Consider the following 13158-nt stretch of genomic DNA (forward strand, 5'->3'; position numbering starts at 1 on the left):
GGTAAGCGCAGCGCACCCGGGAAGTGGGCGTGCGCTGATGTCTGGCGTTGTCTGCAAACGGTCCCGGGTGCGCTGCGCTTACCCGGGCTACGTTGCTGGTTGCTTCAGCATTGTCAGCTTCGCGGCTGACGCCGCTCCCACAATAGGGACGCTACTCCAATAGCTTTGCCCAGCCGTGCATGCCGTCGACGCGGCTCAGCACCAGCTTCACGCAGACCAGCAGCGGCACTGCCAGCAGCAGGCCGATCATGCCCCACAGCCAGCCGAACAGCATCAACGCCAGGATCAGCATCAGCGGCGAGATCGCCATGCGGCGGCCGAGCACGATGGGCGTGATCAGCTGACCCTCCAGCGTATGCAGGGCCAGATAGGCCAGCGCTGGCAGCAGGGCGGTCAGTGGATCGCGGAATTCGACGAAGCCCATCAGCAGCATCAGCACGATGCCGATCAGTGGCCCCACATACGGGGCGAAATTCAGCAGCGCGGCCACTGTGCCCCAAAGAAGGGCCTCGGGCAGGGCGATGCCGAGCAGCATCAGCACACCGGACAGGATCAGGCCCAGGCCGACATTGATGAGGGTGATGGTCAATACATAGCGCGATATCTCGCGCTCGATCGAGCGCAGTATCTCGGCGGTGAAGCGTTTCTGCTGGCGATTGGGCAGCAGCGCGATCACGTGCCGCTGCAGGTTTTCGCCATAAATCATGAAGAACAGGGTCAACAGCACCACCGCCAGTGCCGAGGCGGCCAGCTTGGGCGTGCGCACCAGCGCCTTGTAGGGATCGTCGAGCTGGGTGCGGATCACCTGCACCTTGCGGTTGCCTTCGCCGCCGGCAGCGCGGGCGAAGCTCTCCGCCGCCAGGTTGGCCTGCTGCACCGGTTTGACGAAGTCCTGCACCTTGCGCGAGATCTGCCGCATCTGCTGCGGCGCTTCCTGCACCCATTCGGTGGCCGGGCCAGCCAGCTGCACGGTCAGCGCGGCGCTGCCGGCCAGGCCTGCCGCCAGCACCAGCAGGGCGCCGAGGAAGCGCGGCAGGTGCAGTTTCTGCAACAGGCGGATGATGGGGTTGCCGATCAGCGCGAAGAACATCGCCAGCAGCACCGGCAGGATCACTTCCTGCGCGGCCCACAGCGTATAGCCCACCGCCAACGTCGCCAGTACCACCACGGCGACAGGTGCGCGCGGGCGTGGTGCAGGGGCTTCGGCAGGGCGGGGTGTGGCTTCGGGCAACGGGTCAGACATGCGGGCAGCGCTCCGTGAACGGAACGGCGCGCGGTGGCGCCGTGCTCAGGATTCTGACAGTTCTGTCGCCGCTTCGGCGGGGCCGGGTGGCGTGCTGTTGCTGCGCGCCGTGCTGGCTGCAGCGGCGGGCGGCGGCGAGTTGTCCTCGTTGGTCTCGTCGTCGCCTTCATCAGCATCGGCCGCAGCCTGCCCGGCCATCACGCCCGCCGCTGCAGCAGCGGCGGCAAACGAGGCAACCGAAGCCTGCGCGCTGCTGACCAGCCCGGACACCGAGCCGATCATCTGCAGCCAGCGGCTACCGCTGAAGGCACCGCCGGGTTCCAGCTTGCCGGCCAGGAAGCCGCCGGCCAGGCCGACCACCACGATGCGACCGGGTGTCCATGCACTGCGCCAACTCTGGTTGAGTTGGTCCCAGTGCTGGGTGGCTTCCTCGCCACGCACCTGCACCACGGCTTCGGCGCGGCGCACACGGCGTTGCAGGGCTTCGAAATTCACGGTGTGTTCTCCCCGGGGATCTTCACTTCGGCATCGGGGTCTTCGCCGGTTGGCTCGTCGAACAGCCCCAGCCGCGACAACTGCCGGCGGGTGGCGTGCATGCCGGTGTGGTGGAAGAAGTACGACACCCGCCATATCGCGTAGCCGGTGACGGCCAAGCTGGTGAGGGTGGGGATCAGCAGCGAGACAAACAGCGACAAGCCCATGTATTGCAGCATCGCCACCGCCGTGGCTGCCAACAGCAGCCAGGCCGAGGCACCGAATACGATGGCCACGCCGCTCCATGCCAGGGAACGACCAAACGCGCTGCGCGCCAAGGCCAGGTCGGCCGAAGCCAGCCGGCGCAGGGAGCGCAGCGTGTTGGAAGCCGAGTCCAGCGTCTGCCGGCCGGCTGCGCCAACCTGACGGATGCTTTCTTCCAGCCCGGGCGCCTGGCCCGGGGTGGAGTCGTCGCCAGTGGGCGGTGTTGCGTTATCGCTCACGCCGATCAGTCGTGGCTGCGGGCGAGCTTGGCAATGATCCAGCCAGCGGCGAAGGCCACGCCGAACGAGGCCAGCGGACGCTCACGGATGAGGTCGGCGGCGCTGTCGATCAGGTCCTTGCCCTTGTCCATCAGTGCATCGACCTGTTCCTTGGCGGCAGCACCGCCCAGCTCGGCGGCGGCCAGGCCGGACAGCGCGCTGTCGGACAGTTCGGCCTTCATGTTGGCCTTGCCCAGGCGCAGTTCGTCGCCGGCGGCACCGGCAGCGCCCTTGACGGCCGAGCCAGCGGCGGAAGCGGCGGACTTCAGGTGTGCGCCAGCCTCGCCCAGGTGTTCCTTCATGTTCTCGGTATTGGTGGGGCTCATCGTGATCTCCTGGTTTCAGCGGGTGCGCCGGATGGCGCGCGGTTGCAACAGAACTCAACAAATAGCAGTTGCCGGGTGTAAACAACGTTACGCCGGCAGCACAAGATGCTCACCTGGGCATCATCGCATCATCAATTGGCCGCGCTGGCTGCCACCACGCAGGATGTTCAACACCAACTGTGGCGGGCGTTGGCCGAAGCTGGCGCGCCAGCCGGCGAGGTCGGTGAACGCACCGCTGCTGGCCGCGAGAATCACATCGCCACCGGCCAGGCCCGATTGCGCGGCGCGGCTGCCCCGCGCCACTTCGCTGACCAGCACGCCGTTGATGCCGGCCTGACGCAGCGATTCGGGCAGGTCGGCGAAGGTCGCACCGCTCAGGCGCGGGTCCAGCGTATCGCCGGCCACCGCACGCGGTTGTTCCTTCAAGGTGGCCTTGAGCTGCAGCGCCTTGCCGTCGCGGCGCACTTCCAGATCCACCGTGCGGCCGACCGTGGAGAGGCCTTCAAAGTTGTGCAGGGCCTGTGCGCTGTCCACGCGCTGGCCATTGATCGCGGTCACCACGTCGCCGGCCTTTACTCCGGCCGCCGCCGCGCCGGAACCGGCCAGCACGCGCGTTACCAACGCGCCACGGGCTTCTTCCAGGCCCAGGCCCTGGGCGATCTGCGGGGTCAGGTTCTGGGTTTCCACGCCAAGCGTGCCGCGCACCACCACGCCCTTGGTGATCAGCTGCTCGACCACGTCACGGGCCAGGTTGGACGGAATGGCCAGGCCCAGGCCGATGTTGCCGGCCATGCTGCCCTGCGGGTTGTAGCTGGCGGTATTGATGCCGACCAGCTGGCCGTTGAGGTTGACCAGCGCGCCACCGGAGTTGCCGGGGTTGATCGACGCATCGGTCTGGATGAAGTTCTGGTAGCCCAGCCCGCGGATGCCGCTGCGGCCAACCGCCGAGACGATGCCGGAGGTGACGGTCTGGCTGAAGCCGAAGGGGTTGCCGATCGCCACCACGAAGTCACCCACGCGCAGCTGGTCGCTGTTGCCCAGTGGCAGCGCGGTGAGCTTTTCGGCGGGGATGCGGATCAGGGCGATGTCGGTGTCGCGGTCCGAACCGAGGAACTCGGCCTTGACCGTGCGGCCGTCGGCCAGGGTGACCTGTACGTCGTCGGCGTTCTCGACCACGTGGTGGTTGGTGAGCACGTAGCCGCGTGCTGCATCGATGATCACGCCCGAGCCCAGCGACTCGTTGATGCGCTCCTGTGGCACCTGCGGGAACAAGCGGCGGAAGAAGGGGTCGTCAAAGAAGGGATTGCGTACCCGCACGACCTGCTTGGTGTTGACGCTGACCACGGCTGGCATGGCCTGTTCCAGCATCGGCGCCAGTGACGGCACCGCTTGTCCGGCGACGGCGGCCGGCAGCGCGGCGGTGGTCGGCAACACCGTACTCAGCGAGGCGGCTTCGGCGCGGTTGTCCAGGTGGGCGTTGATGGCGGTGGCAGTGAAACCACCAAAGGCGGCGGCCAGGGCGAGGGTCAGCAGGGTCGGGATGGGTCGCATTGCCGGGGGTTCCATGCGGGGGCGCCCGAGGGCGGCGCCGGGGTGGGGCGGGTTGCTGAACACGAGTGTGGCGGGGGGCAGTTAAATCGGCAATGAAACTTCTGCATTGCCGCAATCCCAAGAGGCCCAAGCCCTGCACGGAATGCAATAGCCGGACGGCTGATTTTTCGTTTGACATCACCCCGTGGGTGGGTAAGCTTGGTCGGGTCATCACCCACTAGATGTTGGGTTGATGTGAAAAGCGTCCCCAAGCAGTAGGGTTTAGTGCTCGGGGTGCAAGCACCCCAACGGAAGGCGTGCAATGACCGCGACAGTGATGCAGAAAACCGGTTTTTCCCGGAATCCCCTCATCCCGCCGACAGGCGCGTAAGTACGCGCCTGCGCGTCGTTGTCTTTGCTGCCCGGCCTGTTTGGGAAAAGAAAATCGCACCGCAAGGTGCCCCAGGAGAGTTTCCACAATCATGAGTACGGTGCGTCTGGAAGTGGTCAGCAATCAAACCAAGTCGGACATGATCCCTCTGCAGCCTGCCTCGCAGGACATCTGGGAAAAGAAGTACCGCCTCACGACCAAGGCGGGCGAAGCGCTGGACGCCGATATCGACGGCACCTACCTGCGCGTGGCCCGTGCCCTGGCGGATGCCGAGGCGACCGACGACAAGCGCGCCTACTGGTATGAGCGTTTCGCCTGGGCCCTGCGCCGTGGCGCAATCCCGGCTGGCCGCATCACCTCCAATGCCGGCGCCCAGCAGCACAAGCCGGCCACCAGCACCATCAACTGCACCGTGTCGGGCACCATCACCGACTCGATGGACGGCATCCTGGAGAAGGTCCACGAAGCGGGCCTGACCCTGAAGGCTGGCTGCGGCATCGGCTACGAGTTCAGCACCCTGCGTCCGCGCGGTGCCTTCGTTGCCGGCGCCGGCGCCTACACCTCCGGGCCGATGTCCTTCATGGATATCTACGACAAGATGTGCTTCACCGTGTCCTCGGCCGGTGGCCGTCGTGGCGCGCAGATGGGCACCTTCGACGTGTCGCACCCGGACGTGAAGGACTTCATCCGCGCCAAGCGCGAAGACGGCCGCCTGCGCCAGTTCAACCTGTCGCTGCTGATCACCGACGGTTTCATGGACGCGGTGAACAACGACGCCGACTGGCAGCTGGTGTTCCCGATCAACACCAAGGAACAGGCCGAGCTGGACCCGTCCAGCGGTGAGGAAGTGGTGTGGCGCGAATGGCCGACCCACGAGAACTACATCGTCCGCGACGACGGCCTGGTGGCCTGCAAGGTGTACGGCCATATCCGTGCCCGTCACCTGTGGGACATGATCATGGTCTCCACCTATGACTATGCCGAGCCGGGTTTCATCCTGATCGACCGCGTCAACGAGATGAACAACAACTGGTGGTGCGAGAACATCCGTGCAACCAACCCCTGCGGCGAGCAGCCGCTGCCGCCGTATGGTGCCTGCCTGCTGGGCTCGGTGAACCTGACCAAGTTCGTGCGCGACCCGTTCACCGACAAGGCCTCGTTCGACTGGGACGAGTACAAGGAAGTGGTGCGCGTGTTCACCCGCATGCTCGACAACGTGGTCGAAGTGAACGGCCTGCCGCTGGAACAGCAGCGCAACGAGATCATGCGCAAGCGCCGTCACGGCATGGGCTTCCTCGGCCTGGGCAGCACCATGACCATGCTGAAGATGAAGTATGGCAGCGCCGAATCCTGCGAGTTCACCGAAGCCATCGCCCGCGACATGGCCGTGGCCGGCTGGGAAACCGGCCTGGAGCTGGCCCGTGAGAAGGGCGCCGCCCCGATCATGGAAGAGCAGTTCGACGTCACCGCCGCGATGCTGCGCCAGCGCCCGGAAATGAAGAAGGACGGCTGGAAGGTCGGCCAGAAGATCGCCGGCAAGGTGCTGCACGCCCGCTACAGCCGCTACATGCAGCGCGTGGCCACGGTGGCCCCGGAGCTGGTGGAGGAGCTGGCCACGGTCGGTTCGCGCTTCACCCACCACAGCTCCATCGCCCCGACCGGCACCATCAGCCTGTCGCTGGCCAACAACGCCTCCAACGGCATCGAACCCTCGTTCGCGCACCACTACAGCCGCAACGTGATCCGCGAAGGCAAGAAGTCCAAGGAAAAGGTGGACGTGTTCTCGTTCGAGCTGCTGGCCTACCGCCAGCTGGTCAACGCCAAGGCCATGCCGTTCTCCGACGAGGCTGACGCCAAGCTGCCGGAGTACTTCATCAGCGCCGACGACATCTCGCCCAAGGAACACGTGGACGTGCAGGCTGCCGCGCAGAAGTGGGTGGACAGCTCGATCTCCAAGACCGCCAACGTACCGACCGATTACCCGTACGAGCAGTTCAAGGACATCTACCGCTACGCCCACGAGCAGGGCCTGAAGGGCTGCACCACCTTCCGCTTCAACCCGGCGGCCTTCCAGGGCGTGCTGGTCAAGGAAGCGGACCTGGAGAACACCACCTACCGCTTCGAGCTGGAAGACGGCCAGACGGTGGAGGTCAAGGGCAACGAACAGATCGAGTACGACGGCGAGATGCACACCGCCGCCAACCTGTTCGACGCCCTCAAGGAAGGCTATTACGGCAAGTTCTGAGTGCCTTCATCGCCCTCCCGGCCGCGCGCTGGGAGGGCATGACGGTGGCTTCGCCGCCATCCTCCTGTTGCGCGCTTGTTTCACGTTGCATCGGCTTCGATATAGCATCGCCACATTACAGACCCGATGCCCTTAGGAGGGCTTTATGAGCAATGGTAATGGTGTGACCGCGACCGTAACCCAGGTTGCCGAGGACGTGAAAGAAACCGTCAAGGAAACCGTCGCCCACGCGGGCGAGAGCATCGCGGCAACCGCCAGCGACGCCGTGGTTGCAGTGAAGGCCAGTGCAAAGAAGGTCGAGGCCGGCGCCAAGAAGCAGGTGGCCAAGGTCAAGAAAGCCGTAAAGAAGGCCGAAAAGGCCGTCAAGAAGGCTGAGAAGGTTGTCGCCAAGAAGGCCAGCGCGGCCAAGAAGGAAGTAAAGAAGAAGGTCGCCTCGGTCCGCCAGAAGCTGGAAGCCGCCAAGGCCAGCGCCAAGGCAGAGGCCACCGAGCTGAAGAAGAAGGGCGCCGGCAAGCGTGCGGCGACCAAGAAGGCCATCGCCAAGGTCGAGAAGAAGGCCGCCACCAAGGTCGCCTCGGCCAAGAAGACGGTGAAGGCTGCCGAGAAGAAGGTCGCCAAGGCCGTCGGCAAGAAGGCTGCTGCCGCCAAGAAGTCGGTGAAGGCCACCGAGAAGAAGATTGCCAAGGCTGTCGTCAAGAAGACCACCGCTGCCAAGAAGGCAGTGAAGAAGGTCGAAAAGAAGGCCGCCAAGAAGGTCGCCGCCGTCAAGAAGACGGTGAAGGCCACTGAAAAGAAGGTCGCCAAGAAAGTAGCCGTCAGCAAGAAGACCGCTGCCAAGAAGGTTGCCCTGACCAAGAAGACCGTGGCCAAGAAGGCCGCTACCGCAAAGAAGGCGGTTGCCAAAAAGGCTACCGCAGTGAAGAAGGCCGCCAAGAAGGCGACCCGCAAGTAAGCCGCACCGCGCGCCCCGTCCCGCAGGGACGGGGTTGCTGCCAATCCGTTTAGCAACGCATAACCAGGACTCGCACCATGGCCGTCAAGATCGACAAGAAAATCAAGGGCTATTCCGTCATCACCCCGGACGACAAGGCCCGTGAAACCGCTGCGGCCAAGGCCCCGGTGGCTGCCGCCCTGGACGAGTCCCCGGCCGACAACATCGTGCACATGCACGAGCGCATCGAGCGCCCGGAAGTGCTGATCGGCAGCACCTACAAGATCAAGTCGCCGCTGGTGGAACACGCCTTCTACGTGACCATCAACGACATCGTGCTCAACCAGGGCACCGAGCACGAACTGCGCCGTCCGTTCGAGATCTTCATCAACTCCAAGTCGATGGAGCATTTCCAGTGGATCGTGGCGCTGACCCGCATCATGTCCGCCGTGTTCCGCAAGGGCGGCGACGTCACCTTCATCGTTGACGAAATGAAGGCCGTGTTCGACCCGAAGGGCGGTTACTTCAAGGTCGGCGGCGTGTACATGCCGTCGCTGGTGGCCGAGCTGGGCTCCATCGTCGAAGACCACATGAAGTCGATCGGCCTGCTGCAGGACCCGGAAATGAGCGCCCACCAGCGCGCCCTGATCGCCGAGAAGCGCAAGCAGTTCGAAGAACGCTCAAAAAAAAACAGTGAAGTAATCGCAGCGCCGGCGCAAAGCGCCGCGCTCGCCCCCTCCCTTTCGCAAAGCGAAGGGAAGGGCCAGGGAGGGGTAGCTCTTGACGTTGCCGTCGCCTCCGAAGCCGCCCCCGAAAGCGTCGACAACGGCAGTTTCCCGGCCAGCGCCACCATGTGCCACAAGTGCAGCACCAAGGCGCTGGTGATCATGGACGGCTGCCAGACTTGCTTGAATTGTGGGTATAGCAAGTGCGGGTGACAGGTCGAGGATATAGATAAGAGGTGGGGTCAGGTGCTTGATTGAACCTGGCCCTTCTCTATTTTTCGCAAGAGCGTTTTGCAGTTTAATGTTGAATCTCATTGCCGCTTGATTTGTTCTTTGAACAGACGTTGGCGCTAATTTTCTTTGGTTGCATGTTGTCTGAGGCCAATCGATTGAGTTTTACCAGCGGCGCTTTTTCTTGGCCTCGTATTCAAGTGCTAGGCACTTCTGGTCGTACTCCATGACGGATTCTGCAACCTGCCGACTCGCGAGTCCAAAAAGTGTGCTGATCATGAGTGTTCGCCTCGAATCATCAATTGATTGGCCCGGCGCAAGTAATAGGGCTTGGATGGATTTCATCGTGGATATGACTGCGGTCGCACGAAAGTAGATTGCTGTAAGGTCTTCCGTAGCTTTCCGGCCCAGCACGCCGGCAGTCTCCAATGACTTTTGCGTTATGGGGAACATTTCCTCTTTCAGCGGAGCGACTAGCGGGATAAATTCTCCGCTTTCTGCAAAGGCTTCATACTCTTTGAAAGAGTTTTCAAGGCCCTGTCGAACGACCTCGTCTCGATGCATTTTTAGTTCAGCCAGTGCCCCAGCGAGCTCGGCCGCAGCCTTCCGGTACTCGACGCGACGGTCGGTCCACCATTTTCCGAGTAGTGTAATTAAAACCCCGAAGAGAGCTGTCAGTGCTGGCAGCCACGGAACAGGTGTGGTCGCGGTCGCAAACAGTCCCTGCATAACAAAGATTCCTTCTGTTGACATGGCCGGTTCTCGCTTCCTATTGGATCCCAATCATAGGCTGAAAGTGACCTGGCTCTTCTAAACATATGTCGAGAACGAAAACGGTAACGTAGCCCGGGTAAGCGCAGCGCACCCGGGACTGCATGGGCAATGAAGTCGAGCTAACGTTCGGCGTTTTTTCGCTGTTGCTGTTTCCTCTCGACACCAAGGAAACGCGTGTTCCCCACTGCGGGATTCGATGCAGTGTCGGGTTTGGTGTGATCCCGGGTGCGCTGCGCTTACCCGGGCTACGGATTGCGCGGGCTCGTCGGGTGGTTTGCTTACGGATCGCGGGGCGGGCGTTGTGCGGTGATGTGGCTACGCTGGGGCGATGGTCAACTATCGACGCAATCGTGTTGCCGGCGGCACCTACTTCTTCACCGTTACCTTGCAGTGACGTAGCCCGGGTAAGCGCAGCGCACCCGGGACTGCATGGGCAATGAAGTCGAGCTAACGTTCGGCGTTTTTTCGCTGTTGCTGTTTCCTCTCGACACCAAGGAAACGCGTGTTCCCCACTGCGGGATTCGATGCAATGCCGGGCATCGTGTGATCCCGGGTGCGCTGCGCTTACCCGGGCTACGGATTGCCCGGGCTCGTCGGGTGGTTTGCTTACGGATCGCGGGGCGGGCGTTGTGCGGTGATGTGGCTACGCTGGGGCGATGGTCAACTATCGACGTAATCGTGTTGCCGGCGGCACCTACTTCTTCACCGTTACCTTGCAGGACCGGTGCAGTGATCTGCTGGTGCGCGAGATCGATGCGCTGAAGCAGGCCTGGCGCAACGCCGCGCAGCGTGTTCCGCACCTGGTGTTGGCGGCTGCTGTGCTGCCAGAACACCTGCACGCGGTGATCCAAATGGATGCCAGTACGGATAACTATCCACGGCTGTGGCAGGAGATCAAGAAGGGCTTCACCCGCAGGGTCTTCGCTCCGGGCCATCAGTCCCCTTGGCAGGCGCGCTACTGGGAGCGAACCATCCGCGACGCCAGCCAGCTTCAAGCTTGCGTGGACTACGTGCATATCAACCCCTTGAAGCATGGCTGGGTGACAGCCGTACGCGACTGGCCACACTCCACTTTTCATCGCTATGTCCGCGAGGGGTTGCTGTCGGAAGACTGGGCGTGTAGCGAATCAGTGGCTGGTACCAGCCTTGGGGAGCCGTTGCGGTAATCCGTAGCCCGGGTAAGCGCAGCGCACCCGGGGTCTGCTGTGATCGAAGAAGCCGAGCCAACGCTCGGCTTTCTGCTTTTGGCGTAGGCTGTTTTCCTTAGGTGCCGACGACGCGCCTAATTCCTTGACTACGATTAGACGCAATGCCGGGCATCGTGCGATCCCGGGTGCGCTGCGCTTACCCGGGCTACGGATTGCCTAGGCTCGGCGGCTGGTTTGCCTGCGGATCGCGGCGCAGGCGACACAGGCGCTTGGCATCGGACACATTAGAGTACCGCCGAATTTGCTCCGCCACAGGTAGTACTAGGCCTGGCTGAAGCCGTGCTGGCGGCAAAGATCCTTGTTCGGCATGCCTGCTTCAGTCATGCGCAGGAAGCAAATGATCTGTCCTTCGGCAAAGCGTTTTTTCACGTCCAATCTCCTTAGTGATTGAGGATTGGACCCAAACTGCTGTGCTACCCAATCTCAAGGGAGCGTCGGGTGGCAAAGGAAAACTCTCTCTGCTACAAAGAGATCCCAGCTCAGGATGATCTGGTGTTACCTGGAAGTAAGCAGTTAACCATTACAAGGATAAGGGAATGAGTGATTCAAGCATCCTCAAGGGCGTAATCCGAAGTTTGCCAATTGCTGGTGGGTTGCTTGCAATTGGAGCCAATTCGGTCAGTGAGAGTTGCTGTACTACAAATGGCTGCGATCCAACTCCGCCAATTGGTGATGGATGAGAGATGGGCGGAGGCGCAAGGGGAGGTGGTAATGATCAGCGTGATCTGAATTCGATCGCTGAGTGTTGCTGTCGAGGGTGCGCGCTTGCCCCAGCCGAGTTCGCAGCGTATGGCTGTGGTATTCGATCGCTCCCACCGCTGATATTGAATGGCTGTGGTACTTCGGGAGGTCAGCTGGTGCCAGGGTTTCTGGTTGAAGCAGTACAGTTCGGGGCAATATTTACAGCTCCCTGCAATACGCGCGACCAATGCCATGAAGCTGCGGGAGAAGCCAAAGCGCGGCGCGAAACTGTACTCAGGGATAATGAGATTTCATGCATAAACACAGGTTCCTTCTGCTTTGCGCGCGATCTACATGCCTCTTGCAAGAGGCGCAGGTCGCAGCATATCCGCAGGTTCTTCAGCGGGAAACGATTGCAGCTTGGACACGCCTTCCGGCATTCAATGCAGCCCGAGATGAGGCTTGTCGCCGGTTATGGATATCCGACCATGCCGAAGAATGTTGATTTGAATTCAGATATCGGGGTTTCGAAATGAAGAAATTTTTGGTGGTAGGCGGCCTGGGCTTGATTGCTATTTCGGCAATTACTTTGACAAGCCTCAATCATTCGCCCGCATCAAAATCAGATGGGCGCGCGGAAGACAACTCCGGTGTCAGTAGTCTGGAGGAGCTCCGGCACCGTCGAGATCCTGGGACACTATTGGGTAAGGATGAATCTCGCCATGCGCGGATAGATCCTTCCTCTATCCGCAACGAAATCAGATCGAGTTCAGAGCTGGTGGTATCGGATGCACGGTTAATTGCGATTTCGATGGAAGAGCTCGAGTGGATGAAGAATCATTACTACCCTACTCAGGCTGAAATCAATTCACTAGCGACACTTGATATCGACTCGCTCAGAGGTACGGAAGATCCGAAATTGCAAACGCTATTCGGGCTTGCGGCTATTCGGCAAGGGGAGCCAATGGCTAGCCTTGGCATGCTGGAAGACGCGGCTTCAAAAGGTTCAGTTTATGCATACGAAGAATTGGCGCTTGCTGAGTATGGGATTGCCAATGAAAGATTTGGCAAGTCCATCGACGGGGATAGGGTATTACGTGCCCGGTTGGAGGTTGCAAAGATTTTAGGTGATTACAAGGTCGATGCGTTGATCAAGCAGTATCTCCCGAATTTTGACGATCGAGCGAACGCCGCCGTAGTTCAGTTGCAGACGACCGAGTTCCTTCGCCAGCTAGGCACCCATGGTCAATTGCAGGGCTATCGTACTGCCGGACCTGATCCTCGCCCCAACTTGGATCAGTGGAATGACCTAAAGAAGCTGGCGCAGGCCGGGCAGTCGACTCCAATAGAGACCTTTTCGTTGGAAAAGTAAATCACGGGAGACAGGGGTCCGGAAACAGGGGTCAGAGTCGGGTTTCCGCCCTGGCCCTCGTTCGTTGTGTGGTCTTGGTTCTTCAGGATCAATTGGATCAGCCGCCGCAGCAGCGTAGCCCGGGTAAGCGCAGCGCACCCGGGGTCTGCAATAATCGAGGAAGCCGAGCCGACGTTCGGCTTTCTGCTTTTGGCTTCGGCTGTTTTCCTCCGGTGCCGACGACGTGCCCAATCCCTCGGCTAGGAAACAGGGGTCAGAGCAGGGTTTTTCGCTCCTGCCCTTTGTGTTGTTGACTGTGACGTAGTCCGGATGTTGACTCCCCCTAAACTCGATCTGTCGATTCTTAAAACGAACGGGGTCAGGTTGACTCCGTTAAAGCAAGAAGGCTGGCGGCTTGTGGGAGCGGCGTGAGCCGCGAAGCTGGCGTTGCTGAAGTCTTTGGCACCTGTGTGATCAGATGATGTACCTGCTTCGCGGCTCACGCC

The 13158-nt window shown here is 61.5% G+C and carries 12 protein-coding genes; 5 read left to right on the top strand and 7 right to left on the bottom strand.

Going from position 1 to position 13158, the window contains the following annotated elements:
* Nucleotides 1–151 precede the first annotated feature (151 nt).
* From QMX78_RS15910 to QMX78_RS15930, 5 genes are all read right to left on the bottom strand, one after another.
* The gene (locus QMX78_RS15910; protein WP_282271313.1) at nucleotides 152–1243 is read right to left on the bottom strand and encodes an AI-2E family transporter; all 1092 of its coding nucleotides are present in this window, start codon (nucleotides 1241–1243) and stop codon (nucleotides 152–154) included.
* A 45-nt stretch (nucleotides 1244–1288) separates the two neighbouring features.
* Entirely contained in the window at nucleotides 1289–1738 is a 450-nt protein-coding gene (locus QMX78_RS15915) for a protein sip-5 (RefSeq protein ID WP_282271315.1), read from the bottom strand.
* Entirely contained in the window at nucleotides 1735–2220 is a 486-nt protein-coding gene (locus QMX78_RS15920) for a phage holin family protein (RefSeq protein ID WP_282271317.1), read from the bottom strand. Before QMX78_RS15920 ends, QMX78_RS15915 begins: the two co-directional genes overlap by 4 nt.
* Nucleotides 2221–2225: 5 nt before the next feature.
* On the bottom strand, nucleotides 2226–2585 hold the full coding sequence (locus QMX78_RS15925) for a hypothetical protein (RefSeq protein WP_282271320.1): 360 nt from the start codon (nucleotides 2583–2585) through the stop codon (nucleotides 2226–2228).
* 120 nt (nucleotides 2586–2705) lie between these two features.
* Nucleotides 2706–4136, bottom strand: a complete 1431-nt coding sequence (locus QMX78_RS15930; protein ID WP_282271322.1) for a Do family serine endopeptidase — start codon at nucleotides 4134–4136, stop codon at nucleotides 2706–2708.
* Between the two features lie 461 nt (nucleotides 4137–4597).
* Here QMX78_RS15930 and QMX78_RS15935 point away from each other — a divergent pair, with 461 nt between their 5' ends.
* The 3 genes from QMX78_RS15935 to QMX78_RS15945 all read left to right on the top strand — a co-directional run bounded on the left by QMX78_RS15935 (nucleotide 4598) and on the right by QMX78_RS15945 (nucleotide 8620).
* The gene (locus tag QMX78_RS15935; protein ID WP_282271324.1) at nucleotides 4598–6751 is read left to right on the top strand and encodes an adenosylcobalamin-dependent ribonucleoside-diphosphate reductase; all 2154 of its coding nucleotides are present in this window, start codon (nucleotides 4598–4600) and stop codon (nucleotides 6749–6751) included.
* Nucleotides 6752–6896: 145 nt separating this feature from the next.
* On the top strand, nucleotides 6897–7703 hold the full coding sequence (locus tag QMX78_RS15940; protein ID WP_282271326.1) for a histone: 807 nt from the start codon (nucleotides 6897–6899) through the stop codon (nucleotides 7701–7703).
* Nucleotides 7704–7780: 77 nt separating this feature from the next.
* Nucleotides 7781–8620 (top strand): NrdJb, encoded by an 840-nt coding sequence (locus tag QMX78_RS15945; RefSeq protein ID WP_282271328.1) that lies wholly within the window; start codon nucleotides 7781–7783, stop codon nucleotides 8618–8620.
* A 183-nt stretch (nucleotides 8621–8803) separates the two neighbouring features.
* On the opposite strand, the gene QMX78_RS15950 is transcribed toward QMX78_RS15945, so the two are convergent.
* A complete protein-coding gene (locus QMX78_RS15950) occupies nucleotides 8804–9367 on the bottom strand; it encodes a hypothetical protein (RefSeq protein ID WP_282271330.1) in 564 nt (187 codons plus the stop codon).
* Nucleotides 9368–10068: 701 nt separating this feature from the next.
* Here QMX78_RS15950 and QMX78_RS15955 point away from each other — a divergent pair.
* Nucleotides 10069–10578, top strand: coding sequence for a transposase (locus QMX78_RS15955; RefSeq protein WP_282271332.1), 510 nt, complete (start codon nucleotides 10069–10071; stop codon nucleotides 10576–10578).
* A gap of 303 nt (nucleotides 10579–10881) precedes the next feature.
* Here the strand turns inward: QMX78_RS15955 and QMX78_RS21610 are convergent, their stop codons facing one another.
* Nucleotides 10882–10989 (bottom strand): transposase, encoded by a 108-nt coding sequence (locus tag QMX78_RS21610; protein WP_343239286.1) that lies wholly within the window; start codon nucleotides 10987–10989, stop codon nucleotides 10882–10884.
* Between the two features lie 844 nt (nucleotides 10990–11833).
* Here QMX78_RS21610 and QMX78_RS15960 point away from each other — a divergent pair.
* Complete coding sequence (locus QMX78_RS15960; protein ID WP_282271334.1) at nucleotides 11834–12673, top strand: hypothetical protein; 840 nt, start codon at nucleotides 11834–11836, stop codon at nucleotides 12671–12673.
* Nucleotides 12674–13158 lie beyond the last annotated feature (485 nt).

The organism is Stenotrophomonas sp. PS02298 (assembly GCF_029959445.1).
Taxonomy (GTDB): Bacteria; Pseudomonadota; Gammaproteobacteria; order Xanthomonadales; family Xanthomonadaceae; genus Stenotrophomonas.

Coding starts and splice junctions, on each gene's coding strand:
- QMX78_RS15910 (WP_282271313.1), bottom strand. CDS start 1,243: ATGTCTGACCCGTTGCCCGAAGCCACACCCCGCCCTGCCGAAGCCCCT.
- QMX78_RS15925 (WP_282271320.1), bottom strand. CDS start 2,585: ATGAGCCCCACCAATACCGAGAACATGAAGGAACACCTGGGCGAGGCT.
- QMX78_RS15930 (WP_282271322.1), bottom strand. CDS start 4,136: ATGCGACCCATCCCGACCCTGCTGACCCTCGCCCTGGCCGCCGCCTTT.
- QMX78_RS15935 (WP_282271324.1), top strand. CDS start 4,598: ATGAGTACGGTGCGTCTGGAAGTGGTCAGCAATCAAACCAAGTCGGAC.
- QMX78_RS15940 (WP_282271326.1), top strand. CDS start 6,897: ATGAGCAATGGTAATGGTGTGACCGCGACCGTAACCCAGGTTGCCGAG.
- QMX78_RS15945 (WP_282271328.1), top strand. CDS start 7,781: ATGGCCGTCAAGATCGACAAGAAAATCAAGGGCTATTCCGTCATCACC.
- QMX78_RS15950 (WP_282271330.1), bottom strand. CDS start 9,367: ATGCAGGGACTGTTTGCGACCGCGACCACACCTGTTCCGTGGCTGCCA.
- QMX78_RS15955 (WP_282271332.1), top strand. CDS start 10,069: ATGGTCAACTATCGACGTAATCGTGTTGCCGGCGGCACCTACTTCTTC.
- QMX78_RS15960 (WP_282271334.1), top strand. CDS start 11,834: ATGAAGAAATTTTTGGTGGTAGGCGGCCTGGGCTTGATTGCTATTTCG.